The 26,396-nt window shown below is 69.7% G+C and carries 30 protein-coding genes; 16 read left to right on the top strand and 14 right to left on the bottom strand.

The annotated features are described in order from the left end of the window. Positions 1 to 33: 33 nt before the first annotated feature. Complete coding sequence (locus DOE79_RS11975; RefSeq protein ID WP_120338678.1) at positions 34 to 1,116, bottom strand: SDR family NAD(P)-dependent oxidoreductase; 1,083 nt, start codon at positions 1,114 to 1,116, stop codon at positions 34 to 36. Between the two features lie 88 nt (positions 1,117 to 1,204). Between DOE79_RS11975 and DOE79_RS11970 the strand changes: the two genes are divergently transcribed. Continuing rightward, on the top strand, positions 1,205 to 1,762 hold the full coding sequence (locus DOE79_RS11970; RefSeq protein WP_120338677.1) for a TetR/AcrR family transcriptional regulator: 558 nt from the start codon (positions 1,205 to 1,207) through the stop codon (positions 1,760 to 1,762). A gap of 365 nt (positions 1,763 to 2,127) precedes the next feature. Further along, positions 2,128 to 2,943, top strand: a complete 816-nt coding sequence (locus tag DOE79_RS11965) for an MBL fold metallo-hydrolase (protein ID WP_120338676.1) — start codon at positions 2,128 to 2,130, stop codon at positions 2,941 to 2,943. A 38-nt stretch (positions 2,944 to 2,981) separates the two neighbouring features. Here DOE79_RS11965 and DOE79_RS11960 read toward each other — a convergent pair whose 3' ends face one another. The 3 genes from DOE79_RS11960 to DOE79_RS11950 all read right to left on the bottom strand — a co-directional run bounded on the left by DOE79_RS11960 (position 2,982) and on the right by DOE79_RS11950 (position 4,778). Continuing rightward, entirely contained in the window at positions 2,982 to 3,302 is a 321-nt protein-coding gene (locus DOE79_RS11960) for a DUF7882 family protein (protein ID WP_120338675.1), read from the bottom strand. Positions 3,303 to 3,442: 140 nt separating this feature from the next. Further along, positions 3,443 to 3,826 carry a hypothetical protein gene (locus tag DOE79_RS11955; protein ID WP_120338674.1) on the bottom strand — a complete coding sequence of 128 codons (384 nt, stop codon included), beginning with the start codon at positions 3,824 to 3,826 and terminating at the stop codon, positions 3,443 to 3,445. Positions 3,827 to 3,872: 46 nt separating this feature from the next. Continuing rightward, entirely contained in the window at positions 3,873 to 4,778 is a 906-nt protein-coding gene (locus DOE79_RS11950) for a hypothetical protein (RefSeq protein WP_120338673.1), read from the bottom strand. A 409-nt stretch (positions 4,779 to 5,187) separates the two neighbouring features. Here DOE79_RS11950 and DOE79_RS11945 point away from each other — a divergent pair, with 409 nt between their 5' ends. Then, complete coding sequence (locus tag DOE79_RS11945; protein WP_120338672.1) at positions 5,188 to 5,679, top strand: SRPBCC family protein; 492 nt, start codon at positions 5,188 to 5,190, stop codon at positions 5,677 to 5,679. Between the two features lie 52 nt (positions 5,680 to 5,731). Here the strand turns inward: DOE79_RS11945 and DOE79_RS11940 are convergent, their stop codons facing one another. Continuing rightward, positions 5,732 to 5,980 (bottom strand): putative antibiotic biosynthesis monooxygenase, encoded by a 249-nt coding sequence (locus DOE79_RS11940; protein ID WP_162942550.1) that lies wholly within the window; start codon positions 5,978 to 5,980, stop codon positions 5,732 to 5,734. 141 nt (positions 5,981 to 6,121) lie between these two features. Here DOE79_RS11940 and DOE79_RS11935 point away from each other — a divergent pair, with 141 nt between their 5' ends. From DOE79_RS11935 to DOE79_RS11910, 6 genes are all read left to right on the top strand, one after another. Next, the gene (locus DOE79_RS11935) at positions 6,122 to 6,715 is read left to right on the top strand and encodes a helix-turn-helix domain-containing protein (protein WP_120338670.1); all 594 of its coding nucleotides are present in this window, start codon (positions 6,122 to 6,124) and stop codon (positions 6,713 to 6,715) included. Between the two features lie 75 nt (positions 6,716 to 6,790). Next, positions 6,791 to 7,306 (top strand): hypothetical protein, encoded by a 516-nt coding sequence (locus tag DOE79_RS11930; protein WP_120338669.1) that lies wholly within the window; start codon positions 6,791 to 6,793, stop codon positions 7,304 to 7,306. A gap of 164 nt (positions 7,307 to 7,470) precedes the next feature. Beyond that, positions 7,471 to 10,188 (top strand): winged helix-turn-helix domain-containing protein, encoded by a 2,718-nt coding sequence (locus DOE79_RS11925; RefSeq protein ID WP_220094216.1) that lies wholly within the window; start codon positions 7,471 to 7,473, stop codon positions 10,186 to 10,188. 164 nt (positions 10,189 to 10,352) lie between these two features. After that, positions 10,353 to 11,129 (top strand): hypothetical protein, encoded by a 777-nt coding sequence (locus tag DOE79_RS11920; protein ID WP_120338667.1) that lies wholly within the window; start codon positions 10,353 to 10,355, stop codon positions 11,127 to 11,129. Then, positions 11,110 to 11,340 (top strand): hypothetical protein, encoded by a 231-nt coding sequence (locus DOE79_RS11915; protein WP_120338666.1) that lies wholly within the window; start codon positions 11,110 to 11,112, stop codon positions 11,338 to 11,340. The genes DOE79_RS11920 and DOE79_RS11915 overlap by 20 nt, the downstream gene beginning before the upstream one ends. A gap of 12 nt (positions 11,341 to 11,352) precedes the next feature. Continuing rightward, positions 11,353 to 12,039, top strand: a complete 687-nt coding sequence (locus tag DOE79_RS11910; protein ID WP_120338665.1) for a DUF2306 domain-containing protein — start codon at positions 11,353 to 11,355, stop codon at positions 12,037 to 12,039. Between the two features lie 16 nt (positions 12,040 to 12,055). On the opposite strand, the gene DOE79_RS11905 is transcribed toward DOE79_RS11910, so the two are convergent. The 4 genes from DOE79_RS11905 to DOE79_RS11890 form a co-directional block, all read right to left on the bottom strand. Then, positions 12,056 to 13,297 carry an MFS transporter gene (locus tag DOE79_RS11905; protein WP_120338664.1) on the bottom strand — a complete coding sequence of 414 codons (1,242 nt, stop codon included), beginning with the start codon at positions 13,295 to 13,297 and terminating at the stop codon, positions 12,056 to 12,058. Next, the gene (locus DOE79_RS11900) at positions 13,294 to 13,863 is read right to left on the bottom strand and encodes a helix-turn-helix domain-containing protein (protein WP_120338663.1); all 570 of its coding nucleotides are present in this window, start codon (positions 13,861 to 13,863) and stop codon (positions 13,294 to 13,296) included. The genes DOE79_RS11905 and DOE79_RS11900 overlap by 4 nt, the downstream gene beginning before the upstream one ends. Before the next feature lie 80 nt (positions 13,864 to 13,943). Beyond that, positions 13,944 to 14,597 (bottom strand): NUDIX domain-containing protein, encoded by a 654-nt coding sequence (locus tag DOE79_RS11895; protein ID WP_120340307.1) that lies wholly within the window; start codon positions 14,595 to 14,597, stop codon positions 13,944 to 13,946. A 116-nt stretch (positions 14,598 to 14,713) separates the two neighbouring features. Beyond that, entirely contained in the window at positions 14,714 to 15,112 is a 399-nt protein-coding gene (locus tag DOE79_RS11890) for a DUF4406 domain-containing protein (protein ID WP_245976911.1), read from the bottom strand. A 55-nt stretch (positions 15,113 to 15,167) separates the two neighbouring features. Between DOE79_RS11890 and DOE79_RS11885 the strand changes: the two genes are divergently transcribed. Further along, positions 15,168 to 15,923 (top strand): DeoR/GlpR family DNA-binding transcription regulator, encoded by a 756-nt coding sequence (locus DOE79_RS11885; RefSeq protein WP_120338662.1) that lies wholly within the window; start codon positions 15,168 to 15,170, stop codon positions 15,921 to 15,923. Between the two features lie 181 nt (positions 15,924 to 16,104). Here the strand turns inward: DOE79_RS11885 and DOE79_RS11880 are convergent, their stop codons facing one another. Continuing rightward, complete coding sequence (locus tag DOE79_RS11880) at positions 16,105 to 18,408, bottom strand: MMPL family transporter (RefSeq protein WP_120338661.1); 2,304 nt, start codon at positions 18,406 to 18,408, stop codon at positions 16,105 to 16,107. 156 nt (positions 18,409 to 18,564) lie between these two features. On the opposite strand from DOE79_RS11880, the gene DOE79_RS11875 reads away from it, so the two are divergent. After that, entirely contained in the window at positions 18,565 to 18,945 is a 381-nt protein-coding gene (locus tag DOE79_RS11875) for a DUF5655 domain-containing protein (RefSeq protein ID WP_120338660.1), read from the top strand. A 9-nt stretch (positions 18,946 to 18,954) separates the two neighbouring features. Here the strand turns inward: DOE79_RS11875 and DOE79_RS11870 are convergent, their stop codons facing one another. The 3 genes from DOE79_RS11870 to DOE79_RS11860 all read right to left on the bottom strand — a co-directional run bounded on the left by DOE79_RS11870 (position 18,955) and on the right by DOE79_RS11860 (position 20,755). Further along, a complete protein-coding gene (locus tag DOE79_RS11870) occupies positions 18,955 to 19,260 on the bottom strand; it encodes a hypothetical protein (protein WP_120338659.1) in 306 nt (101 codons plus the stop codon). A gap of 358 nt (positions 19,261 to 19,618) precedes the next feature. Beyond that, on the bottom strand, positions 19,619 to 20,074 hold the full coding sequence (locus DOE79_RS11865; protein WP_120338658.1) for an SRPBCC family protein: 456 nt from the start codon (positions 20,072 to 20,074) through the stop codon (positions 19,619 to 19,621). Between the two features lie 180 nt (positions 20,075 to 20,254). Further along, positions 20,255 to 20,755, bottom strand: coding sequence for a Dps family protein (locus DOE79_RS11860; protein ID WP_066598564.1), 501 nt, complete (start codon positions 20,753 to 20,755; stop codon positions 20,255 to 20,257). Positions 20,756 to 20,952: 197 nt separating this feature from the next. Between DOE79_RS11860 and glgX the strand changes: the two genes are divergently transcribed. Both glgX and DOE79_RS11850 read left to right on the top strand, forming a co-directional pair. After that, the gene (gene glgX, locus DOE79_RS11855; RefSeq protein WP_120338657.1) at positions 20,953 to 22,995 is read left to right on the top strand and encodes a glycogen debranching protein GlgX; all 2,043 of its coding nucleotides are present in this window, start codon (positions 20,953 to 20,955) and stop codon (positions 22,993 to 22,995) included. Between the two features lie 242 nt (positions 22,996 to 23,237). Then, the gene (locus DOE79_RS11850) at positions 23,238 to 23,750 is read left to right on the top strand and encodes a septum formation family protein (protein WP_120338656.1); all 513 of its coding nucleotides are present in this window, start codon (positions 23,238 to 23,240) and stop codon (positions 23,748 to 23,750) included. Positions 23,751 to 23,949: 199 nt separating this feature from the next. Here the strand turns inward: DOE79_RS11850 and DOE79_RS11845 are convergent, their stop codons facing one another. Further along, entirely contained in the window at positions 23,950 to 24,366 is a 417-nt protein-coding gene (locus DOE79_RS11845) for a GNAT family N-acetyltransferase (protein ID WP_120338655.1), read from the bottom strand. Between the two features lie 145 nt (positions 24,367 to 24,511). Between DOE79_RS11845 and DOE79_RS21050 the strand changes: the two genes are divergently transcribed. From DOE79_RS21050 to kdpA, 3 genes are read left to right on the top strand one after another with little or no spacing between them, the layout of a single operon-like run. Further along, positions 24,512 to 24,637 (top strand): hypothetical protein, encoded by a 126-nt coding sequence (locus DOE79_RS21050; RefSeq protein WP_281270238.1) that lies wholly within the window; start codon positions 24,512 to 24,514, stop codon positions 24,635 to 24,637. Further along, on the top strand, positions 24,634 to 24,723 hold the full coding sequence (locus DOE79_RS11840; protein ID WP_120338654.1) for a potassium-transporting ATPase subunit F: 90 nt from the start codon (positions 24,634 to 24,636) through the stop codon (positions 24,721 to 24,723). Before DOE79_RS21050 ends, DOE79_RS11840 begins: the two co-directional genes overlap by 4 nt. After that, positions 24,723 to 26,396: a potassium-transporting ATPase subunit KdpA gene (gene kdpA, locus DOE79_RS11835; RefSeq protein WP_120338653.1), complete on the top strand. Its 1,674-nt coding sequence runs from the start codon at positions 24,723 to 24,725 to the stop codon at positions 26,394 to 26,396. The genes DOE79_RS11840 and kdpA overlap by 1 nt, the downstream gene beginning before the upstream one ends.

Raw genomic sequence — 26,396 nt, 5'->3', positions numbered from 1 at the left:
GCCTGTCGAAGTGCACCCGGCGACCGAGTACGGCTAGGCGACCGACCAGCCTCCGTCGCTGGCGAGCACCTGGCCGTTCACGTTCACGCCGTCGTCGCTGAGCAGGAACGTGATCGACGCGGCGAGCGCATCCGCCTCGACCGCATCGGGCAGCAGGGCCATACCGGCCCGCACCCGCTCGGCGCCGAGCGGCGACGCGAAGGTGGCCTCGATGTTGGTGATGGTGGGGCCGGGCGCCACCGCGTTCACCCGGATGCCGCTGGGCCCGTACATGTACGCGCTGCTCTTGGTCAGCCCCACGACCGCGTGCTTGGACGCCGTGTAGGCCACCCCAGCGGCGGAACCGCGGAGCGCCGCCTCCGAGGCCACGTTGACGATCGACCCTGTCTGACGCTCGAGCATCCCGGGCACCACGGCGCGCATGAGCTTCATCGTGCCGTCCACGTTGATCGCGAAGACCCGCTTCCACACGGCGTCGGTCACCTCGTGCACCGGGGTCATGTCGTCCATGATGCCGGCCACATTGGCGAGGGCGTCGATGCGGTCCCCGGCCGCAGCGAGCACACCCGCGATGGCGTCGTCGTCGGTGATGTTCGCCACGACCGGCACGATGTCGGAGCCGGCGTGCTCGGCGACGAAGTCATCGAGCCGCTCCCGGGAGATGTCGACCGCGATCACCCGGCCGCCCTCCCGAGCCACCCGGGAGGCGGTGGCCCGGCCGATGCCGGAGCCGGCCCCGGTGACGACCACGGTCTGGCCGGTGAACCGTCCGGCGCTGACCCGCTCCACCCACTCCGGGCGCTCGACGACGGGCGGCCGGGCGGATGCGTCCGCGGCGGCGGGCGCGCCGGTCGCGGCCGCCGCCGCATCCGTCGCACCGGCGGACCCGGGGACCTCGCCGGCCGCGGCCCGGCGCACGAGGTCGTCGATCAGCTCGGGTGGGAACTGCCCCTTGCTGAGCTTGACCAGCCGTTTGATCGCGAGGCGTCGCACCGGGCGCAGCACGTCGGCGCTCTGGCCGGCCTGGGCGAGGAGGTCCCGCAGGATCGGGCCGCCGATCGGGTCGTCGAGCCAGGATCCCACTGAGGAGTCGGCGGTGAGGGTGTTCTGAGGCATGCGCGGGGTTCCTTCTCTGGTCGGTGATCGGCTGCGCGGGAGGCGCGGTTCCGATCCGGACAACGCTGTCCGGATGTAACCTACCTCGGTGACCTCAAAATCCAAAGCGAATCGTGGACCGAGCGCCGGGCCCGAAAACCGGCGCGCGCTCCTGACCGCGGCCCGGGAGGTCTTCGCCGCCGAGGGGTTCGCGGCGCCGCTCAGCACGATCGCGCGCCGGGCCGGCGTGGGCCAGGGCAGTCTCTACCGGCACTTCCCGGATCGCACGACGCTGGCGATCGCGATCTTCGACGAGAACCTCGCGGATCTCGAGACATTCGTGGACCGGCCGGAGAGCACCCTCGACGGGCTGCTCGACCGGGTGATCGAACAGGCGCTGGCGTCGACGGCGCTCATCGACCTGGTCTCCGCCAACCCGCACGACCCGCACACGGCGCACCTGGCCGAGCGGCTCGACGCCGTGGTGAGCCGGCTGCTCGCCCGAGAGCAGGCGGCCGGACGGCTCGGTGAGCACGTCACTCCGCCCGACGTGATCCTGGCCGTCTCCATGCTGGCCGGGGTGCTGGCCCGCAGCGACGCCGAGGACCGTCCGGACGTGGCCCGCCGCGCCTGGGGGCTCTTCCACGCCGCATTCGCGCCCCGCTGAGCAGGCCGGCCCGCGCAGGCGCATCCGGCCGCAGGCTGCCGCCCGGCTGGTGCACCGGCCGGCCATCGACTCGCGCCGAACCGCCCCTTCACCGCTCGCGAAGGGGCACTTTGGCGCAACTCAGCGCAGCAGCTCGCATCCACTTCGGACAAATGCCCCTTTCGCGCTCCTCCAGAGGGCTTCTTGCGGCAACTCGGCGAGCAGGCACGGCACGACAGGCACGCTGGATGCCGCGAACCTGGCACCGCAGCAGGCAACGGAGTTGCCGGCAGGAGGCAACGGAGTTGCCGGGTGCGGGGCATACTGACGGCAGGTGCCATGACACGCCGAATCCTGCGGCGCCGGGCCAATCGGGAGGGACCACCGTGAGCTTCTGGATCTGCGCCACGTGCGGCGTCGAGCACGCCGAGAATGCCGGAGTGTGCGCCATCTGCGCCGACGAACGGCAGTGGGTGCCGGCGGGCGGACAGCAGTGGACCACCCTCTACGACCTGCACGAGGCCGGCACCCAGGCCAGACTGCTCGACCTCGAACCCGATCTGTTCGGCATCGAGAGCACCCCCACCGTGGGCATCGGCCAGCAGGCCAAGCTGCTCTGCACGCCCTCCGGCACGGTGCTCTGGGACCCGATCGGGTTCGTCGACAACGACATCGCCACCCAGGTGCTCGAGCACGGGCCGGTACGGGCGGTCGTGGCGAGCCACCCGCACATGTTCGGTGTTCAGGTGGAGTGGAGCCGGGCGCTCGGCCATCCGCCGGTGCTCGTGGCCGAAGCCGACCTGGCGTGGGTGGCCAGGCCCGACCCGGTGATCCAGCCCTGGTCCGGGGAGGTGCACCTGCTGCCGGGCGTGACGCTCGTGCAGGTGGGCGGGCACTTCCCCGGCAGCGCCGTCATCCACTGGGCGGACGGGGCGGGCGGGCGGGGCGTGCTGCTCAGCGGCGACACCGTGTTCGCCAACCCCGACCGCAGCTCGGTGAGCTTCATGCGCAGCTACCCCAACCGGCTGCCCCTGTCGGGCCCGGTCGTGGAGCGTATCGCGCGCACTCTGGAGCGATTCGACTTCGACCGCCTGTACGGCAACTTCGACACCGTGATCGCGGCGGATGCCCGGGCGGTCGTGCGCCGGTCGGCCGACCGGCACTGGGGCTGGGTGCGCGGCGACTTCGACCATCTGACCTGAGCGCGGGCGGTCCGGCCGACGGCCCGCCGCGGATCCGGTCAGGCGGGTCGCGGCGGCCGCTCGGGCGGCTCGGGCAGGATGCGTAGCCCAGCGGGCGTGTTCGCCACCTGCACGAGCTCGTCGATCCAGGCACGGTTGAGGGTGGGTTCGCGCTTGCCGGAGAACTCGAAGTCGAGCGGCACCGCCGGGTTCAGCCAGATCGAGCTGTGCCCGCTGCCGGAATCCTTCGACCGCTCCCAGGAGAACGCGAAGCTCTCCCCGCGGCGCAGCTTGGCCACGATCACGACCTTGAGGTGCGCCAACGTACGGTCGTCGATGTCCACCGAGATCGCCGGCGACCCGTAGATGAACTTACCCATCGAAATCCTCGCTCGCAGGTGAAGGGCCCGCACGATCTGCTGCCGGCGCGACCCGCTGTCTCAGTGGGGAGTGTAGGCCGGGGTGGCGTCGCTGACTACGACACCGGGCAGTGTCTCGCCGCGGCGCCTACCCGTTGCATTCACTGCTCATAGCTCTCGTGGCTCGCGCCCTGGTCTATCTCCTCCACGGCCCGATTGAACTCCTCGGCGTGCATCTCGGCCTCGGCCTCCCTCTCGGCGGACGGCTCCTCCACCGCCAACACCCGGCCGGCCGGGAAGACCGGCAACGGAAACAGCTCGAGCTCACCCGCGAGGGTCTCCTCCGCCACATCCGCCACATCGAGCTCGGTGGCCGGCCCCAGCACGAGCGTGTGGGTGCGGGTGGTGCCGTCCGACTCCTGCACCCGGATATTGACGGCCACACTGGCGTCGCCCCGGGAGTGCTCCGTGACGTAGTCCAGCAGCGCCTGCGCCACATCGTCGCCGGTGAGGATGGAACCGCCCGCATAGCTGATGCGCTTCATGGCACCGACGATAGCCGCGGCAGGGCGTCTTGGGAATGACCCGCGGTCAGGCCGCCGGGTGCGCCCCGAGGGCCCGTTCCGCTGCCGACCCCGCGGGCAGCACGATGTCGAAGGTCGCCTCGCCCAACCGCACGGTGACCACCACGGCAGCCAGGTATTTCGGATGCGGCGCCACGGTGACCCGGTCGATCGCACCGAGCGGAATGGTGCTGTGCGACCGGGACAGGTCGGGGGCGTTTCCGCGCACCAGCCAGGCCTTCCGCCCCAGGATGTGCAACTCGGTCTCGGTGCGGCACAGCACGGCACCGTGCAGCGTCATCGGGTAGAGGGTATGCACGGCCCGGGTGAGCAGGCCGCCGCGCGGGATGAGCCCTGCGCGCCCGTGGGCGGCGAGCAGGCTCGCGCCGAAGTGGTGGCGCAACAGATCGAAATACGAGGTGACCAGGCCCACGTCGTGCTTGCCGAGGTCGAGCAGGTCGAGCGCCGGCGGCGCATCCGTTGCCGGCAGGATCATGGCCGCGGCGGATCTCGGGGCCGCGCGGGTCAGCTCGCCCAGCACATCGATGAGGCGGGTGATCACCTCCTGGGACGACCCGTTGTAGGGCACGGCGAGGGTGTCGCCCGCGCGGGTGAGGATGCTGAGACGGCCGTCGACGAGGTCGACGGTGTCGGTGATCGCCACGATGTCGGCGTAGCCCAGGGAGCAATCGGTGAAGCTGCTGCCCGTGCGGCTGAGCACAGTGAGTGCCGCCGGGGCCACGATGATGAGGTGGTCGTAGAGGTCCATCGTGGGCAGCGCGTCCCGGCGGCTGATGTTGCGAGGCACCTTGAGCACCAGGCGGCTCGCAGTGAAGTCCACCGGGTAGTCCCGGTAGAGGCCGGGCACCTCGGAGGCGTTCTGTACCTGGTCCACCCAGGGGCCGAACGCGTCGAACTCCGCCGATCGGGTCATATCCGTCGCACTCACTGGCCGCCTTCTGCGAGCTGCGCTCCGGTGCGCGCCCGCCCACGGCCGCTGTGCCGCTGATGCTCAGAGTAGACCGTGTGAACGGCGCGAGCGGACCGCTCGTCGTGGCGACGCATCCGCCCTGGAGTGCCGACGTAGCCATCTTCGACACTGCTAGCACGATCGGGGCCACCCGTGACAGCGCCGCGCCGGTCGTGTCGCAGCCGAGTGCACAGGGCTATCCCCAGGTTATCCACACGACATTCCACAGCCCGTGAGTAGTCAGGGCGCGGGTTTCCACACCCTGTGCACAGACTTATCCACAGGTGTGAACACGAATGCACATTCGAAACTTCGCCAGCTTGGGTCCGGAATGACGTAGAGCCCCGAACGGATGCGGGCTACACTCCCCCGCATGCAGACCCAACATTATGAAATCACGGTGCACGCACCGGCCGAGGTGGTGTGGGAAACGATGCTGGACGATGCGACGTACCGCCTCTGGGCGGGCGCGTTCTATCCCGGCTCCTACTTCGAGGGCTCCTGGCTGCAGGGCAGCGAGATCCTCTTCCTGGGTGACAACGAAGACGGCACGGCGAGCGGCATGGTGGGGGTGATCGCCGAACACCGCCCCCACGAGTTCGTCTCGATCGAATACCGCGGGCAGATCGTGAACGGGATCGAGGACACCACGAGCGACGACGCGCGGGCCATCGCCGGCACACACGAGAATTACACCTTCACCGAGGCCGACGGGGTCACCACAGTCTCGGTGGACATCGACGTGGACGACCAATACGCCGAGATGTTCGCCGAGATGTGGCCCCGTGCTCTCCTCGCGCTCCGGGACCTCTCCGAGGCTGAGGCGCACACCCGCGGGCAGCATCCGGTCGACCAGGAGGGCTGAGCCGGAGCGCTGCCCGACGTCTCGAGCATTCCGGCAGCACGCCCGATGCTGGCTACCGGCGCATCGAGCGGATGGCCGCATACCCGCGAAGGAGCCGTGGCACCACGAGGTACACCGCCACGGGTACCACGACGATGGATAGCGCGAAGGCGCGAAGCACTGGATTCCAATCGCCGGAGATGGGCGCGATGGCGTAGAGCCCGAGGGTCACCAGGGGGAAGATCGCGATCCAGGTGATCACGGCCCTGACGTGCACCGATGGCGGCCCAACGGTGGGACGTGGTGGCTGAGGGAGTGTCATGAGCGGTCCTTTCCAAAGAGGGGTCGGGGCGCCCCACGTGCGGCAGCGGATGGATCGACCGCTTGGCTCCAGCGTGCGCCGGCGGAGCCTCAAGGTGGAACATCCGTTGCCGAAACCGGGACACTGTGATTAGGTGGTCGCATGAGCGCCACGCCGCGGATAGCCGAGGAACTGGGACAAATCGCGGCCCGTCTGCGCCGGGCCCGGGAGAAGAAGAACGTGACGCTGGCGGAACTTGCCGCGGCCACCGGTATCTCCAAAAGCACCCTGTCCCGTTTAGAGTCCGGCCAGCGGAAGCCCAACCTCGAACTCCTTCTGCCGATCGTGGCCGCGCTGGCGGTGCCGTTCGAGGAGATCGTGAGCCCGCCGAGGGTGCAGGACCCGCGCGTGCCTCAGAAGCCCACCCGCGCCGACGGGCGCACCCTCACCCCGCTCTCTCAACACCAGGGCGAACCGCAGGCGTTCAAGATCGTCATTCCCGCGACCGACCGCGTTCCATCGCCGCGAACCCACACGGGGTACGAGTGGATCTACGTGCTCTCCGGTCGGCTCCGATTGATCCTCGGTGAACACGATGTGGTCCTGGGAACCGGGGAGGCGGCGGAGTTCGACACCCGTAATCCGCACTGGTTCGGCTCCACCGGAACCGACTCGGTGGAGATCCTCTCCATGTTCGGCAAGCAGGGCGAACGGATCCACCTGCGCGCGCGCTCCACACCGGCGACGTCGAGCTGACCGGCCACGGGGCTGCCGTCTCCCGTTCACTCGCGGGGCCTGGGGACACCCTTGTTCCGGAGCTACACTCGCGCCATGGAGAGCCAGCAATTCTCGATCCAGGTGCACGCGTCGGCCGTCGTCGTCTGGCAGACCATGTTCGACGACACGACGTACCGTCAGTGGACGAGCGTGTTCAATCCGGATTCGTATTTCGAGGGTGACTGGTTGCCCGGCAGCGAGATCCGGTTCCTGGGCAGCAATCCGGATGGCGCCTACGGCGGCCTGACCGGGATGTTCGGCGTGATCACCGAGAACCGCCCCTATGAATTCGTTCTGATCGAATACCAGGGCCAGATCGTCAACGACGTCGACGACACCACCAGCCGCGAGGCACGGCAGCTGATCGGAGCTCGGGAGTCCTACTCGCTCGACGAGGTCGATGGAGTCACGACGGTCACCGTCGCCGTGGACACGGCGGATACCTACGCCGAGCTCTTCGGCGAGCTGTGGCCGCAGGGGCTGGCCAAGCTCAAGGATTTGGCCGAGGCCAAGGCCGCGGAAGCGGCGAACGCGGGGAGCACGGCAGACGGCAACTCGGATCAGGCTTGATGCACCCTGGCCCGGCCCACCGCGCGGCGCTAGTCTTCCCTCATGCACACCGCGCGCACAACTCTCCTGATTGACGTGTCCTGATCAACGATCGGAGCGAGTGCATCCGCCTGCTCGCCCGGTCCGCCCCGGTGACGCTGAGCTGACCGGCCATGGCGCTGCCGGTGTTGACCACCAAGCTGTTCGTTCCGGCCGTGCGACCGCACGCCGTGTTGCGGCCGAGGCTCATCGAGAAGCTGCACGACGGGCGCCGCCTGGGCCGCAAACTGACGCTCATATCGGCCCCGGCCGGGTTCGGCAAGACCTCGGCACTCAGCGAGTGGATGGCCGACGCCCTGCGGCGGGATCCTCTGCTGAGGGTCGCCTGGATCTCGCTCGACGAGGCCGACAATGACCCGGCCCGGTTCCTCGGCTACCTGGTCAGCGCCCTGCAGACAGCCGACCCCACGCTGGACCTGGGCGCCGCGGCGGTCCAACCGGGGCCGGTCGACCAGACCCTGACGGCTGTGATCAATGCCCTTGCCGCGAGCGCCACCCCGATCATCCTGGTGCTCGACGATTTCCAGGCTGTCGAGGCCCAGCCGGTCCGTGACGCCGTCTCGTTCCTGCTCGACCACCAGCCGCCGACGATGCATCTCGCCCTGGCCAGCCGGTCGGACCCGCTCCTCCCGGTGGCCCGCCTGCGCGCCGGCGGTGAGCTCACCGAGATGCGGGCGTCTGACCTGCGCTTCACCCCGGCCGAGGCTGCAAGCTTTCTCACCGAGATGATGGGGCTGAACCTGTCCGCGGCTGATGTCGCGGTGCTCGAGGCCCGCACGGAGGGGTGGATCGCCGGGCTCCAGCTGGCCGCCCTGTCACTGCGGGAACGCGACGACGTATCGGGCTTCATCGCCGGCTTCGCCGGCAGCAACCGGTTCGTCCTCGACTATCTCGTGGAGGAGGTGCTGCAGCGCCAACCCGCGACGGTGCGTGACTTCCTGCTGCGGACATCCGTCCTGGACGGGCTGAACGGTGCGCTCTGCGACGCCGTCACCGGACTCACCGGCGGCAGCGAGATGCTGGCCGCCCTGGAGCGGGACAACCTGTTCGTGGTTCCGCTGGACGACCGGCGGCAGTGGTACCGGTACCACCACCTGTTCGCCGACGTGCTCCGGGCCCGGCTGACCGGGCACGATCCCGGCCTGCACGTTCTACACACCCGAGCGAGCGAGTGGTACGAACGCAACGATCTCATCGAGGACGCCGTGACGCACGCGCTGGCGGCCGACGATGTCGAGCGGGCGGCCCGGCTGATCGAGCTCGCCGTTCCGGCCGTGCGGCTGAGCCGGCACGACACCACCCTGCTGCGCTGGCTGGCGCTGTTGCCGGCGCCCGTCATCCGTCGCCGGCCCGTTCTGGGTGTCTATCACGCGTGGTCGTCGCTCGTCGCCGGCGATGTGGACGCCGTCGAGCCCCGGCTGGCCGCCGCAGAAGGCGCCTTGGCCGCCCGCGATGAGACGGGGCGGCCCACGCACGACTCGGCACCCAGCGAGGAACTGCGCACCCTGCCCGTGACGATCGCCGTGTACCGGGCCGCGGTGGCGCAGGCCCACGGAGACCTGGCCGGTATGAGAACCCACGCGCAACGGGCCCTCGACGTCACCGAACCCGGCGACCATCTGGGCCGGGGTGCGGCGGCCGGGTTCCTCGGGCTCGCCGCGTGGGCCACCGGCGACCTCGACGCCGGGGTGCGGGCGTTCGGTGAGGTCCGAAGCAGCCTGCGGCGGGCCGGCAACCTGGCGGATGCGCTCGGCACGACCATCCCCACCGCCGACATGCTGCTGGGCCAGGGCCGGCTGCGGGATGCCCAGCGGTCCTATGAGGAAGCACTCGGGGAGGCGCTCCGGCTGAGCATCGCCGAGGGGGCTCCCCCGCAGGCCACCGGCGACCTGGAGGTGGGCCTCAGCGAGGTCCTGTGCGAGCAGAACGACCTGCCCGCCGCCCTGGCCCGCCTGGCCGCGAGCGAGGCGCTCGGCGAGAGCGCGCATTCGCACGAGAACCGGTACCGCTGGTTCGTGTCGATGGCACGCATCCGACAGGCGGAGGGAGACCCCGAGGCCGCGCTCGAGCTGCTCGGCGCGGCGGAGCAGCACTACCGGCGCGGGTTCCTGCCTGAACTGCGCCCGATCGACGCGCAGACGGCCCGGGTGTGGATCCGCCAGGGACGCCTGGGCGAGGCCACCGCGTGGGCGACCGGGCGCGGCCTGTCGAGCACGGATGCCCCGAGCTACCTGCGCGAATTCGAGCACCTGACCCTGGCCCGCCTGCTGTTCGCCGGGCACCGGGCCGACCCCGGCGCCGGCCGGCTCCGCGAGGCGCTGAACCTGCTGGGCCGCCTGCTCGCGGCCGCCGAGACCGGGCGGCGGTGGGGCAGCGTGACCGAGATCCAGCTGCTGCAGGCGCTCGCGCACGCGTCGAACGGCGACACCGCGCGGGCGCTGGAGTCCCTGGAGCAGGCCTTGCGCCGGGCGGAGCCGGAGGGGTACTGCCGGCTGTTCCTCGACGAGGGAGAACCGCTGGCGGTGCTGGTGCGGGATGCCGCGGCCGCGGGCATCGCTCCCGACGCCGTCCGACGGTTGAGCGGCGCCCTCCCGCCGGGCGCGGGCGCGCTGCCGGTACGTGCGGGTGCGACATCGGTGGGCGGACTCGCCGAGCCGCTGAGCGAACGCGAGCGGCACGTGCTGCGGCTGCTGGCCAGCGAACTGAGCGGCCCCGATATCGCCCGGGAGCTCTACATCTCGCTGAACACCCTGCGCACCCACACCCGGCACATCTTCGGCAAGCTCGAGGTGAACAGCCGCCCCGCTGCCGTGCGCCGGGCGGAAGCGCTGGGCTTGCTCTAGCCCAGGAATCCGTACGATCCTCGGCACAGCCATGCGCACAATCACCACGTCGATCACCATGCCGGGTGATGCCGCGTCACCAGGTGTCTCCGTAGATTCCAGTCATCCTCAGGTTGCCGCCCGGGGATCCCTGCCAATCGACATCACCACTCGAGGAGAACACCATGAGCGCCACCCGTTCCGCACCGTCCCCGGCCACCCCGGCCCGAACCACTGTGACCCGTGCCACCGTGACCCCGTCCGGCCTCACCCGCGCCGCCGGCGCATCCGCCGCGCTGGCCGGGCTGATCTACATCGTCATCCAGTTCATCCATCCCCGGGATGTCATCACGTCGATCACCACCCCGATGTGGCTGGTCGTGCACCTGCTCAGTATGAGCATGGCCGTGCTCGCGCTCATCGGGCTGGCGGGCCTGTACCTCAGCCAGGTGCGCCGGCTCGGGGTGCTCGGCCTGATCGGCTATCTCATGTTCAGTCTCTTCTTCATCCTGCAGTCGGCCTTCAATTTCGCCGAGGCCCTCATCGCGCCCCTGCTCACGGATGCCGCGCCCCAGTTCGCCACGGACTTCGTCGGCCTGTTCGGCCGCTACGCCAGCACGACCGACCTCGGCCCGCTGGCGCTGGTGGTGCCCGTGGGCAGCGCCCTCTATTTCGTCGGCGCCCTCGTGTTCGGCATCGCGCTCCTCCGCGCCCGGGTCCTGTCCCGCGGGGCGGGCATCCTGCTCATCGTCGCGGCCGTGCTGACGCCCGTGGCCGGCCTGCTTCCGCACGCCGTCGAACGGATGGCCGCGATTCCGATGGGTCTGGCGCTGATCTGGCTCGGCTACTCGCTGTGGTCGACCCAGCGCCGAGCGGTGCAGCAGCCCACCGAAGGTGCCGAAGCCAGTGAGGGCACCACGGGTACCGAGCGAGGCACCAGCCGTGCCACCCAGACTCGCTGATCCGCACCGCTTCGAGATCCGCATCCAGGGACAGCTGGATGCGGGCTGGAGCGACTGGTTCGACGGCTTCGAGCTGACCGATTGCCGAGATGGAACCACCATTCTGACCGGCCCGGTCACCGACCAGGCCGCCCTGCACGGGATCCTGCGGCGCATCGGCGACGTGGGACTCACCCTCCTCTCGGTCAACCCGACGCCGCCCCACCCCTAGGAGCTGACGCTGATGAACGACGCACAGATCACCGAAACGCCCCGAAGCCAGCGCTCGCGCCCCCGCTCCTCATGGCTGGTTCCCACCGGGCTGATCCTGCTCAGCCTCATCCCGGTGCTCGCCGGCGCCGCCCGGGTCGGCGAACTGACCGGCGGAGCCGCGCCGACCGCGCACAACGCCCGGTTCCTCGATTCCCCGGTTCCGGTGCTCGCGCACATCGTGGGTGCCACGGTTTTCAGCCTGGTCGGAGCCTTCCAGTTCGTGCCGGCCCTGCGCAGGGGCCGTGCCGGCTGGCACCGGGTCGCGGGCCGCATCCTCCTCCTTCCGGCCGGGCTGCTCGCGGCCCTCTCCGGCATGTGGATGGCGGCGTTCTACCCGCATCCGCCCGGCGACGGCCTGGTCATGTCGCTGCTTCGCCTGTTCTTCGGGGCCGCGATGGTGGCCGGCCTCGTCCTGGGCATCCGCGCGATCTCGCGCCGCGACCTTGTCGGCCACGGCAGCTGGATGACCCGGGCCTATGCGATCGGGGTGGCAGCCGGCACCCAGGCACTCCTGCTCATCCCCGGAGCCATGCTGTTCGGGCCCACCGACGAGCCCTCCCGAACGGCGATCATGGGCGCCGCCTGGCTGCTGAATCTGGCCGTGGCCGAAGGGATCATCCGGCGCCGCGCACGGCACGCCGCCCGGTCGGTTCGGTGACGGCGGTCCCGTTCCGTCAGTGGGCGTCGCCGGACCGGGCGGCCTCGAGGGCAGTCCGGTCCGGCGGTCGAGTCCGGCCGGCACCCCGCGCGAGCCGGGGCGCAACGACGAGCAAGAGCACGAGCGCGATGACCGCTCCGACGAGGAAGCCGAGCTGCGGATCGGCCACGTCGACCACGGCGCCGACGGCGATCGCGGCCCCCGCCGCACCCGCATTGACGGCCGTGTTGATCCAGCTGGAGGCCTCGGTGCGCACCTCGGCCGCCGTGAGCTCGTCGGCGCTGAGGTAGCCGGTGATCAGCGCGGGCGCCAGGAAGAAGCCGACCAGGGCGAGCACTGCGGCGAGGGCGAGCAGCCCGGACAGCAATGCGAGGGCCGCGCACAGCACGGTCATCGTCGTGCCGGTGACCAGCAGCCGCACCCCGAGGGAGGCCCGCCAGACGCGTTGCCCATAGAGCAGCCCGCCGATCGCACTGCCCGCGGCGAAGGCGGCCAGAAGCATCCCCGCCACCTGCACCGAGCCCGCCCGCTCGGCCACGGCGGGGGCGGCCACCTCGGCTGTGCCGAGCACGCATCCCACCGCTAGCAGGGCCACCAGCACCAGGGCGAAGCCGGGCTGCCGCAGCGGGCGCAGAGCCGGTGGCGCCGGCGTGCGGCGGGCGCCGCGCTGCCGGGAGGCCGCACCCCCGGTCATGCCCAGGGTTCCCAGCACCGCGATGCCGCCCGTCACGAGCAGTGCTGTCGCGGGGCTCGTCAGTGCGATGATCGCCGCGGCGATCAAGGGCCCGGCGGTGAACAGCACCTCCTCGCACACGGCGTCGATGCTGTACGCGCGGGTGCGCTGCGGGCCCGGAGCGGTCAGCGACCCCCAGATCACCCGCATGGCGGCGCCGAGCGGCGGCGGGAAGAGGCCGGTGAGGGCGGCGATGCCGACCACGAGCCCGACGGGTGCGTCGGTCCGGGTCGTCGCCCAGGCCACCCCGCCGAGGCCGAGCGCGAAGAGGATGCTCATGGTGCCCAGCGCCATCCGCTGACCGACCCGGTCGACGATCCGGGCGCGGTAGGGCGAGGCGATCACGTTCGCCAGCCCGAACGCCCCCGTGGCGGCGCCCGCCGCGGCGAAGGAGCCGGTGCTGGTCTGCACGCTGTAGAGCAGGGCGAGCGTCACCATGGCGAACGACAGGCGCCCCAGCAGGGCGGGCAGGAAGACCCGGAGGGCTCCCGGTGTGCGGAGCGCCTGCAGGTATCCGGCGATCACTCCGCGCCGGGATCGGAGGGGGGCGGGGCTTCGGTGGCCGGGGCAGCGAGGGCCGGGGCGACCGGGAAGAGGGCGACGGTGGCGGCCACCCGCACGGCGCCGGGCGTGCCGGCGGCCACGGCCTCGTCGTGCAGGAGCCGGCCCAGCTCACGCCCGAGATCGCGCACCCGCTGCCACGCCTGGGCGGGCAACAGCACCTCGGCGTCGGTGAAGACGATCGGCTCGCCTGGCTCGTAGCGGCCGCTGCGCTGCACCAGTTCGGACGACAGGGCCGACATCAACGCCCGGTGCCCGTCCGCGTCCCCGCTGGCGAGGGCCTCCCCCGACGACGGATCGTGCCGGTAGCGCTTGGCGACACCGCCGCGAACCCGGGCCTCCTCGACCAGGTGCACGAGGCCCGCCTGCGCCAACCGGCGCAGGTGGTAGCTCACGTTCGCCTGACTCTCGCCGAGCATCCGGGCGGCCTCGGCGGCGCTCAGGCTCTCGGCCGTGAGCAGCGAGAGCAGCTTGAGCCGGAGCGGATGGGCCACCACGCGCAGGCCCTCGAGTTCGTGGGGAGTGGGCATGTGTTCAGGTTAGACATCCGTTCGCCTACTGTCAAACAACCCTTTGGAGGTGAGTGCGCGCAGGTGGCGGCGCAGGGGGTTCAGAGCAGCCCCGTCAGCCCCGCCCACTGCAGCAGGATGACGGTCTTGCCGTCGACGATCCGGCCGTCGGCCACCATGCGCAGGGCGTCGTCGGCCGGGATCTCGAGCACCTCGATGTCTTCGCCCTCCTCGGCCAGGCCTCCGCCCGCGGCGACCCGATCGGCGGGGCTGTAGGCGGCCACGTAGAAGTGCACCCGCTCGGTGACCGAACCTGGGCTCATATAGAGGTCGAAGACGTGCCGCAGCTCCCCCACGACGACGCCGAGCTCCTCGGTCGCCTCGCGGCGGATGGCCACCTCGGGCGCATCGTCGTCGAGCAGGCCGGCGGCGGCTTCGATGAGCATGCCGTCGGGGTGCCCGTTGACGTAGGCGGGGTAGCGGAACTGGCGCGTGAGCAACACCGTGCGACGCACCGGGTCGTAGAGCAGGATGGTGGCGCCGTTGCCGCGGTCGTAGGTCTCGCGTTGCTCGCGCACCACGCGGCCGTCGCGGCGGCGGTAGTCGAACGTGGTGCGGCGCAGCACGTGCCAGCCGTCGCTGGTCACCTCGACCCGGCCGACCGTGACGTCTGGATTACCGCCCAGCCCGGCCGCGGTCAGGTGCAGTCCGGTGCGGCCGCGGCCGTCGGGCCGGTCCATGCCGGGTCGGTCCATGCCGGGTCGGTCCATGCCGGGCCGGCCGGTGAGGGTGACGTCGATTGCGGCGGTCACGGCCGCGTCATTCATGGCGGAGGCGCCGGAGTCGCCGGAGTCGGCGGCAGGAGCGGCGGTCACGGCTGCGGCAACGGCTGCGGCAACGGCGCGCCCACGCCGGGGACCTCGGCCAGGCTCGTGTACACGGGGATGCCCAGACGGCGGGCGATGACCACATCCTGGTCGGCCCCCTGAGACGCGCCGGGGAGCCTCAGCACGCCGTCGCACCGCTCGAGCAGGCGCTCGGCCGTGGGGTACATGACGTCGGCGGCCAACGGATGCGCGACATCCGTCACCCCGGCGCTGGCGAGCACGGGCAGCGCCACCCACTCGCCGATCATCGGCAGGTGGCCGGCACGGAAGATCGGCCAGGCCGCCTGCTCGAGCCGGTCGAGGTTCTGGCGGAGCAGCACGGGGTCGTCGCCCGTGCCCGATCGGTACGGGCCGGCGATCAGGATCATCAAGGATGCGGTCATGTCCGCTAGAGTAGTACAACGTGCAGAAACATGCACAAATCGGAAGGAACGTGTAATGCTGGCTGCGGAACGACAGGCCCTCCTCCTCGCTCGACTGGCCCGCGACGGCAAGGTGGTCGCCAAGGAGATCGCGGCCGAGCTGGGCCTGTCCGACGACAGTGTGCGCCGCGACCTGCGCGAACTCGCGGCGGCCGGCCTGTGCCAGCGCGTCTACGGCGGGGCGCTGCCCGTGTCGGCGGCACTCGCACAGTACGCGGACCGCACCCTCGTGCAGCCGGCCAGCAAGGACCGGGTCGCCGCGCGCGCGGCCCAGCTGATCACCCCGGGCAGCACCGTCATCCTCGACGGCGGCACCACAACCCTCGCCGTGGTGCACGCGCTCCCCGCCGAGCTGGTCTGCACCGTCATCACCCACAGCCCCACCATCGCAGCCGCCCTGGTGCCGCACGAGGGTGTGGAGGTGTACCTGATCGGCGGGCGCCTGTTCAAGCACTCGGCGGTGGCCTGCGGAGCCGCCGCGGTCGAGGCCGCCCAGGCGGTGTCAGCCGACCTGTTCCTGCTCGGCGTGACGGGCGTGCATGCCACCGCGGGGCTCACCACCGGGGACGTGGAGGAGGCCGCGATGAAGCGGGCCCTGGCCGGGCGGGCGGCCGACACCTATGTTCTGGCGAGCGCGGAGAAGATCGGCGCGGCCTCCCCCTACCGGGTGCTGCCTCTCGGCGAGGTCGCGGGCGTCGTCACCGATACCGCCGCGGACCACCCGGCTCTGGTCGACCTGCGCGGCGCCGGCGTCGCCATCCTGGCCGCCTGACGGCCTGGCTGCCTGACGGCCTGGCTGCCTGGCTGCCTGGCTGCCTGCACCAATCCCACCTGCACCGTCCCCACCTGTTCCTCGCCCCGGCGGCCCAACTGTGCCCAGAGCGGACATGTGCGCCCGGTGCGCGAGGCGCACATGTCCGGGGCGGGAACAGTCAGGGACGGGCGGCGGGCGGCTACTCGCGCAGGCCGAAGCGAGCGTGGATGGGCGCCGTCCAGCGCGGCGACCACCAGAGCACGCGCTCGAGCGAGGTCATCACCGCCGGCACCAGCACGATGCGCACGAGCGTCGCATCCAGCAGCACCGCCACCGCCAGGGCCGTGCCGATCTGCTTCATCTGCATGAGCTCGCCCGTGGCGAAGCCCGCGAAGACCAGCACGATGATCAGCGCCGCCGAGGTGATGATGCGCCCCGAACTCTGCAGGCCGGTCTCGATCGACTTCCGGGTGCTCTCGCCCCTGTCGTGGTGCTCCTTGATACGAGCCAGCAGGAACATCTCGTAGTCCATCGCCAGGCCGAACCCGAAGGTGAGCACGAGCGTGAGCACGAGCGCGTCGACGCCGGAGATGCTGTCGGGGTCGAAGTTGAGCACGCCCGACAGGTTGCCCTCCTGGAACCCCCAGACCAGCACCCCGGCCGCCGCCCCCAGCGAGATGGCGCTGATCGCCAGGGCGGTGAGCGGGATGACGGCCGACCCGGTCATGAGGAACAGCAAGACGAAGGTGGCCACGGCGATGATGAGCACCGCCCAGGGCGCCCCCTGCGCGAGGGAATCGAGGTAGTCGACGGCCTGCGCATCGGCCCCACCGACCCAGTTCTCGAAGTCCGGCCGGTCGGCCCGGATCTCCCGCACCACGTCGGCGCCCTGGTGGGTCTCCACATCGACCCGGGACACCCAGTAGCCGTTCCGGTCGACCGGCGGCGAGACATCCGTCACCCCGGACAGGGTCGCCACGTCGTCGGCCCAGGCTGCCGCGGCCGACTGGTCGGTGCTCGACACCAGTTGCACGCGCGGCGCGGTGGCGAGCGGGAACTCCTCGGAGAGGGTGGTGAGGAAGTCGTACTGGGTGGACGACGGCGGAATGGCGTCGTCGGCGCTGTTCGACACCGTCATCGACAACACCGGGCTGCCGAGCAACAGCAGCACGGCCGTGGCGGCCAGCGCGATCAGCAGCGGCGCCCGCTGCACGCCGCGGGCCAGCCGGGAGAACACGCCCTCCTCGGGGGCGATGTCGCCGAACCGGGTGAGCCAACGGCCCAGGCCCGGGATGCGGGTGAGCAGGCCCGGCTGCAACAACCGGTCGCCCAGGTAACCGAGCAGGGCCGGCACCAGAACCAGCGCGGTGAGGATCGCGATGAGCACCACGCAGATGGCCCCGATCGCGATGGCCCGGATGATGGACGGCTCGAACACCAGCAGGCCCGCTGTGGCGATCGCGAAGGTCAACCCCGAGTACAGCACCGTGCGCCCAGCCGTGTTCACCGTGCCACCCACAGCCTGCAGCATGAGTTCGTGCCGACTATGCCGATGGTGCGGCAGGGTCAACAGCTCGCCGGTGGCCAGCTCGGTGGCCTCCGCGACCGGCGGGCCTGGCCGCCCGGCGGGGGCGCCCGGACCCTCCCCGCCCACCCGGGCCCGGAACTCCTCCCGGAACCGGCTGACCATGAGCAGGCCGTAGTCGATCGACAGGCCCAACCCGATCACGGTGATGACGTTCATGACGGTGATGCCGATGTCCAGCACGAAGGTGAAGGCGTAGAGCATCCCGAGCGCCCCGATGATCGACGCGATGGCGCCCACCAGCGGGATGCCGGCGGCCAGGAATCCGCCGAAGATCACCAGCATCACCAGCAGCGCGATGGGCAGGGCGATCAGCTCGCCCTTCTGCAGGTCTGACTCGGCCACGGCGACGAGCGATTCGACCACGAGCGGCGCCCCGCCCACCTCCACCTGGGCGCCCGGGTCGAGTTGGCTGACCTCGTCGGCCGCCACATCGAGCCGGCGTTCCACCGAGGTGAGCAGCGAGTCGCTGACGGTGCCGTCGGTGGCCTCCATCTCGGCGGTGAACAGCAGACCCTCGCCGTCGGCGGAGAGCAGCGGCGCGGCCGCGGGGTTGGGTGTGCCGTCGGGCAGCGGGGGTATGGTGAGCGGGTTGATCACCTGGGTCACCCCGTCGACCTGCTGCAGCCGCAGCGTGGCGGAATCCAGGATGGCCGCCAGGTCGGGTGAGCTGAGATCGGTGGGGTGCACGAGAAGCGACAGCGACTCGGTCTGCTGGCCGGATGGACCGGCGAGGCGGTCGGCAGCGGCCTGCGCCTCGGCCTGCACCGAGGGCCCCTCGCTGGACAGGCGTTGGAACAGGCTCTCGCCGGTGACCCCGAACAGGGCCGTGGCCGCACAAGCCGCGAGCGCCACCGCCCAGCAGAGCACCGAGATCAGCCGGTGGCGGGCGACGCTCACCCCCAATTTACGCAACATGACGGGTCATTCCTCGGTGTACCTCGGCATCCCATGGCCTTCCTCGGCTTGTGAACGCGCATCCCCGCATACCCGCTGACGGTCGTACCGCTGCCAAACTACTCCCGTCGCAGCGCTCCCGCCCGGCATCGGGTCGACGGGGCTACCCTGCTGCACATGACCGCAGTCGGTAAACCCATTCCGCTCGAACAGTTTTTCGCCGGGCGCGATCCGCTGGCCCGCCCCCTCTTCGACGCCGTGCGCTCGGCCCTCCTCCGGATCGGACCGACCGAGATGCGGGTCACCAAAAGCCAGGTCGCGTTCCGCCGCAGCCGCTCGTTCGCGTGGACCTGGTTGCCCGGGCAGTTCCTCTCCGGCGCCGTCGCCCCGCTCGTGCTCACCATCGACCTGGACCGGTTCGACACGTCACCGCGCTGGAAGGAAGTGGTGGAACCCACCCTCAACCACTTCATGCACCACCTCGAGCTGCGCCGGATGTCGGACCTCGAACCGGCCGTGCTGGACTGCCTGCGGGAGGCCTGGTCCAAAGCCGGCTGATCCTCATCGTCAGGGTGTGGAGGCGCCGGGGTTCACCAGGAGGAAGTCGGTGAGTTGCACCCACCCGGCCGAGGCTGGATACGTCACGATGTCGGCAGAGACACGGGCGCTCCCCACTCCGATGCCGAACATCGACATCCCACTCTCGCTGGGGCTGCACGCGGCCACGAAGTGGCCGTCGGGGCCCGAGAGCAGCAGACAGACGCCGTCATCCGTGTCCGCATCAGAGTAGGACGCCACGAAGTAGTCCACGTGATCGAGCGTTCCCACGAGCCGGCTCGAGTCCAGATCGATATCGAGGTCTTCGGTGTCCACGGGCCAGGCATCCTCCGCCTCCCTAGGAGTGTCCAGCACGGCACCGATATGGGGATTGGCAGTGCCTGCGGCACATCCCGAGAGCGCCACGGCCACTCCGGCGACCAGCAGCCCAGCCACCCTGGCCGGTCCGGTCTTCGTCCTGCGTTGCAAGAGAGCCCCCGCTCGTCGCCACCCGTGGTCGTGGCCGAAATCTAGCAGGACTCGGGCGGCAGCCGCCGTTTGTGAGGACATCGGTCGAAAAAGAGGACGTTTTGGCCAATTCCGTCCTTCTAAAATCAATTTCTCCTCTTAACGAGGTACGGCACAGGAAAAGGGGCCGCACAGTGTGCGGCCCCTTTCCGATATTCGCGTGCGACTAGATCTGTACCTCGCCGCGCCAGCCGTCGTTCTGGTTGGCCGGGTTCTCGACGAACTCCTTGAAGTTCTTGAGGTCCTTCTTGATCACGTGGTCGTCCACACCGAAGACGGCGCCGACCTTCTCCAGAAAGCCCTCCGCCTCCCAGTCCAACTGCACGGTGACCCTGGACGTCGTGTCGCTGAGCTTGTGGAAGGTGACCACGCCGGCGTGGTTCTCCTCGCCGGAGGTGCTGTTCCAGGCGACCCGCTCGTCGGGGTGCTGCTCGGTGATCACGGCGTCGAACTCACGTTCGGCTCCGGCGATCTTGACCACCCAGTGCGTGTGCGTGTCGTCGATCTGCGTGATCGACTGCACGAAGTCCAGGAAGTGCGGGAACGACTCGAACTGGGTCCACTGGTTGTACGCGGTGCGTACGGGAACGTCGACGTCGATGGTCTCGATTACTTGGGTCATCGTCTTCCTCTGTCCTCTTCGTGCGGCGGATGAGCGCCGCAGGGTAGATTCCGCGATGTCACGGTCTCAGCCATTCGGTTCGAACCACGAGGTTCAAACCATTGGGTTCATAGCTGTGACGGTGCCACGAGGTGATTCGTCACGTTGACCGGCCGGATTGGTCCGGAATCGCTGTATCGCTTACGCCGTGGCCTTGCCGGTCGGCCTGGTGGAGTCCTTGGCCGTGGGCTTGCGGGGCTTCCGGTCCTCCGCGCTGACCATCCAGATGTACTGCTCGAGCTTCAGAATGAAGCCGTTCAGGATGTCCGCGCTGGCCGGGTCCGCCTCGTCGACAGCCTCGTGAATCTCGCGGATGTTGTCAACGGTTGCCGTCAGCATCGCCGTGACCAAGGTCACGGTTTCGGTGGTGTCCACCTCGCCGGCGGGGAACTTGGCCAGGTGGGTGGTCTTGGTGACCGTCTCGGTGCGTCCGTCGGGCAGGGCGTCGAGCGCGCGCATCCGCTCGGCCAGCTCATCGGTGAAGATGCGGGCGTCGTCGATGATCTCGTCGAGCTGCAGGTGCAGGTCACGGAAGTTCGTGCCCACCACGCTCCAGTGCGCCTGCTTGCCCTGAATGTGAAGCTCGATCAAGTCGACGAGCACGGACTGGAGGTTGCTGCCGAGCTCTGCGGATGCCTTCATGGGATTCCCTTCATCACCAGCGGGAACGGTGGCGGCCGAGGGTTCAGCCGGCGTTCCGCCTGTTTGAGACAGCACACTAGCAGCGTCCCCCGACAGGGAAGGGACTCAGGTTCTTCTCAGTTTCGCCGCCGATCCGCCGGATATCGTTTCCACTCTCTCGCACCTTCGTGCGAATAATTTCAGACCGAAAGAGCATCATGACCACCGCCGCGCCCCGTTCCCTGCCCTACCCGTTGGGTGCCACCCTCGTCGACGGAGGCGTCGACATGGCGGTGTACTCCGAGACGGCCGACAGCGTCGAGTTCTGCGTTTTCGACGAAGACGGCACCGAGACGCGCACGGCGCTGACCCAGCGCACTGGCCACGTCTTCCACGGCATCGTGCCCGGCGCCGGAGTGGGCACCCGGTACGGCCTGCGGGTGCACGGACCCTGGGATCCGGCGAACGGCGTACGCCACAACCCGAACAAGCTGCTGCTGGATCCGCATGCCACCGCCGTGTCAGGGGACTACACCTGGGGCCAGGAGGTTTTCGGTCATGACCAGCAGAATCCGCTCGAATTGGACACCAGCGACTCCGCCGGCCACACCCCGCTGTGCGTGATCACCGACCCGGCCTTCGACTGGGCCGACGACGCGGCCCCGCTCACGCCGCTGGCCGAATCGGTCATCTACGAGGTGCACGTCAAGGGCTTCACCCAGACCCACCCCGATGTGCCCGAAGACATCCGGGGCACCTATGCCGGCCTGGCCAGCCCGGCGGCGATCAAGCATTTCACCGACCTCGGTGTGACCGCGGTAGAGCTCATCCCGGTGCAGCAGTTCGTGCAGGACAGCCACCTCGAGGAGAAGGGCCTGCGCAACTACTGGGGCTACAACACCATCGGCTTCTTCGCCCCGCACGGCGACTACGCCGCGGCCGGTGACACCGGCGCCCAGGTGGCCGAGTTCAAGGACATGGTCAAGGCCCTGCACGCCGCCGGCCTCGAGGTGATCCTCGACGTGGTCTACAACCACACCGCCGAGGGCAACCACATGGGCCCGACCCTCTCGTTCAAGGGCATCGACAACGAGGCGTACTACCGCCTCGTTGAGGGCGACCGGGGCAACTACTTCGACACCACCGGCACCGGCAACAGCGTGAATGTGAGCCACCCGGCCGCGCTGGGCCTGATCATGGATTCGCTGCGCTACTGGGTCACCGAGATGCACGTCGACGGCTTCCGCTTCGACCTGGCCACCACCCTCACCCGGCAGGGCGGCGACGCCGACCTGCACAGCGCCTTCCTCACCCTCATCCAGCAGGACCCGGTGCTCGCGCCGGTCAAGATGATCGCCGAGCCCTGGGACACCGCCGGCTACCAGGTCGGCGGCTTCCCCGCCGACTGGTCCGAGTGGAACGGCAAGTTCCGCGACGACGTGCGCGGGTTCTGGCACGGCAACGCCTCCCTGCTCAGCACGCTGTCGCAGCGGGTGCTCGGCAGCCCCGACGTCTACGAGGCCGACCGCCGCTCGCCGCTCTCGAGCGTGAACTTCGTGACCGCGCACGACGGCTTCACCCTGGCCGACCTCACCATGTACGACGAGAAGCACAACGAGGCCAACGGCGAAGACAACAACGACGGCGAGAGCGACAACCAGTCCACCAACAACGGCATCGAGGGCCCCACCGACGACGCCGAGGTGAACGAGCGCCGTGACCGGATGCGCCGCAACCTCCTGGCCACCTTGCTGCTCTCCGCCGGTGTGCCGATGATCCTCGGCGGCGACGAACTCGGCCGCAGCCAGGGCGGCAACAACAACGCCTACTGCCAGGACGACGAGATCTCCTGGTTCGACTGGGCCAACACAGACACCGAACTGCTGGACTTCACCCGCACCCTGCTCGAGCTGCGCCGCGAGAACCCCGCGCTCCGCCCCGACTGGTTCCGGCAGGCGCCGAGTGCCCAGTCGACAGACACCGTGCGGGTGCTGCGGGCGGATGCCGAGGAGTTCACCGACGAGGACTGGACCGATGACGACGCCCACGCCATCACCTTCGTGCTGGAGCATGCCGGCGAGGACGCGTTCGCCCTACTGCTGAACGCGGCCGCGAACGGGGTGGAGTTCAGCATCCCCGAGGCGCCGAACGGGGAGTGGGAACTGGCGGCGTCCAGCGACCCCGGCCAGCAGGTGACGGCGCCCGTGAGCACCCTGATCGTGCGGGACGGATCCTTCACGCTGCTTCGGTCGCGCCGCTGAGTGTGAGGCGGGAGGCCTGAGACGGCCCGGCGCAGGCGGTCGGAGGCAGGGTAAGCCTGAGGCCGGCCGCCACTGCGGCGCCCGAGACGCTTGCGCTTTTGTTTCGAATTCGGCCAGTATAGAAACGCCGCCAGCGCCAATATTCGGGGTTCGAGCGCCGGCGTGCAGTTCTCTGCACCGTCTCGGCACGCCCGGACCCGCGTGCCGTCGATGGTGCCCGCATCCATTCGAAAGGCACTTCCATGTCCCGCACCACGTCCCATTTGAGGGTCCTCCTCGCCGCCGCCGTCTTCTCGGTGGGCGCCCTCACCCTGTCGGGCTGCAGCGCGATCACCGATCTCTTCCCCAAGGAAGCCGCCCGCGACGCCGAGACCCAGGAGATCAGCGAGGCCGGCAAGGCCGATGTGTTCACCCTGGCCGTCGGCGACTGCTTCAACGACCAGGATGCCGAGCAGATCGACAGCGTCCAGGCGATTCCCTGCACCGACGCCCACGACTACGAGGCCTACTTCGCGTTCGACGTGAGCGACGACGAGGCCTACCCCGGCGCCGACGCGATCACGACCGTGGCCGAAGAACGCTGCATGACCGAGTTCGAGACCTTCTACGGCAAGAACTACAGCGAGGCGGCACCGCTGGACTTCAACTACCTCTCCCCCACCGAGGGCAGCTGGGAGGGCGGCGACCACGAGATCCTCTGCCTCATCATGGGCCCCGACAAGACCACCGGTTCCCTAGCCGGGGCCGCTCTCTGAGCCTCGCCCGCCGCGAAACCGCTCTCCGCATCACAAACACATAGAGGATTCTTAGAGTCTGAACACCCTCTACGCAGGTCCGAGGGCGTACCGTAGTACTCGGAGTTCCCCCACTCCAAACATCGGCCCCGGCGCCCGCTCCCTTTCCCCCAAAGCGTGAGCGGCACCGGGGCTTTTCGCTGCCCTGAACCGTCTACCGTCAGCGGCGCTCCATCCAGTGATCGGGTGCGGCCACGGTGTCGAAACCGAACTTGGCATACAGACCGTGGGCGGTGGAGGTGGCCAGCGCCACGCGCCGCAGGTTCAGGGCGTCGAGCACCGCGGCGACGTTCTCGATGAGCGCCACGCCCACGCCGCTGCCGCGCACGGCCGGGTCCACGAACACATCGCAGAGCCAGGCGAAGGTGACCGAGTCGGTGACCAGACGCGCGTAAGCGACCTGCCGGCCAGTCGCCGCATCGAACATACCGAAGTTCACGGATGCGTCCATCGCGGCATCCTGCACGACTCTCGTGCGCCCCAGCGCCCAGTACGCCTCGGTGCTCAGCCAGGCGTGCACGAGGGCGCGGTCCATCTCGGCGGTGTCTGAAGAAAAGCGGTAGTCGGCATCCGTCATGCGATCACTCAACCGGACCCGACCGCGCAAGCGCAAACCTGCCCCGCGCGAACCGCGTCGGATGGGAGGCGTTAGGGGTTCGTAAGGATTCCGGTGAGCGGTGCCGGGCGGGTGTTTACTCAGTTCGTGCTCGTGCGGAGCACACGTGCCGGCCGCCAATTCGACGGCCCATGAATGGAGTGAACGCATGCTCGACATCGTCTACGTGCTCGGCGTCATCGCCGTGTTCGCGCTCATCGCCCTGGTGGCCTGGGGGGTGGCCAAACTGTGATCGTCTTCAACGTCGTCGCCGCGGTGCTCGCCGTGGCCGCCATCGGTTACCTGGTTTTCGCCCTCGCGAAACCGGAGCGGTTCTAGTGCCGGTCTGGCTGGGCATTCTGCAGGCCCTCACTCTCGTGGCCGTGCTCGCGGTCATCTACCGTCCGCTCGGCGACTACATGGCAACCATCTACTCCTCGCGCAAGCACCTCGCCGTTGAACGCGGTTTCTACCGGCTGATCGGCGTGGATCCCCGCGGCGAGCAGACCTGGTCGGCCTACCTGCGCGGCGTGCTCGCGTTCTCCCTCGTGGGGGTGCTGCTCGTCTACGCGATCCAGCGCGCCCAGGCCGTTCTGCCGTATTCGCTGGGCTTCCCCGCGGTGCCCGAGGGGCTCTCCTTCAACACCGCCGCGTCGTTCGTCACCAACACCAACTGGCAGTCGTACTCCCCCGATGTGACCCTGGGCTACACGGTGCAGCTCACCGGGCTCGCGGCGCAGAACTTCGTCTCGGCCGCCGTGGGCATGGCCGTGGCCATCGCGCTCGTGCGCGGCCTGATGCTGCGCCGCTCCGGCACCATCGGCAACTTCTGGGTGGACCTCACCCGCGGCGTGCTGCGTCTGCTGCTGCCGCTGGCGGTGATCGGCGCGATCGTGCTGCTGGCCGGCGGCGTGATCCAGAACGTCACCGGATTCACCGACGTGAGCACCCTCAGCGGTGCCACCCAGTCGATCCCGGGCGGTCCGGTGGCCTCCCAGGAGGCGATCAAGGAGCTCGGCACCAACGGCGGCGGGTTCTTCAACGCCAACTCGGCGCATCCGTTCGAGAACCCGACCGCCTGGACCAGCCTGTTCCAGATCGTGCTGATGCTGGCGATCCCGTTCAGCCTGCCGCGCACCTTCGGTACCCTGGTGGGCGACAAGCGCCAGGGCTACGCGATTCTGGCCACCATGGCCACGATCTTCGTCGTCTCGCTCACGGCGCTCACCCTGTTCGAACTGGGCGGCGCCGGCACCGCGCCGGGCCTGGCCGGCGGCGCCATGGAGGGCAAAGAGACCCGGTTCGGCATCTGGGGATCCACCCTGTTCGCCACGACCTCCACCCTCACCTCCACCGGCGCGGTGAACTCCATGCACGACTCGTACACGGCGCTGGGCGGCATGATGCCGATGCTCAACATGATGCTCGGCGAGGTCGCCCCCGGCGGAGTCGGCTCCGGCCTCTACGGCATGCTGATCCTCGCCGTGATCGCGGTCTTCGTGGCCGGCCTGCTGGTGGGCCGCACCCCGGAGTACCTGGGCAAGAAGATCGGCCCGCGCGAGATCAAGCTCGCCAGCCTGTACATCCTGATCACGCCGACCCTGGTGCTGCTGGGCACCGCGCTGTCCTTCGCCATCCCAGTGATTCGGGCGGATGTGGAGACCACGTCGATCTGGAACCCCGGCCTGCACGGCTTCTCCGAGGTGTTGTACGCCTTCACCTCCGCGGCCAATAACAATGGTTCGGCGTTCGCCGGCCTTACCGCCAACACGCCCTGGTTCAACACGGCTCTCGGTGTGGTGATGCTGCTCGGTCGGTTCCTGCCGATGGTGTTCGTGCTGGCCCTGGCCGGCTCCTTCGCCGCGCAGGACCGGGTGCCGGCCACCGCGGGCACCCTGCCCACCAACCGGCCCCAGTTCGTGGGCCTGCTCATCGGCGTGACGCTCATCATCACCGCCCTCACCTATTTCCCCGTACTCGCGCTGGGTCCCCTGGCGGAAGGGCTGCAGTAA

It is taken from the genome of Cryobacterium soli (genome assembly GCF_003611035.1).
In the GTDB taxonomy this organism is placed as follows: Bacteria; Actinomycetota; Actinomycetes; order Actinomycetales; family Microbacteriaceae; genus Cryobacterium; species Cryobacterium soli.
Note: the sequence above shows the minus strand (reverse complement) of the source record. Positions and strands in the feature narration are given on the sequence as shown.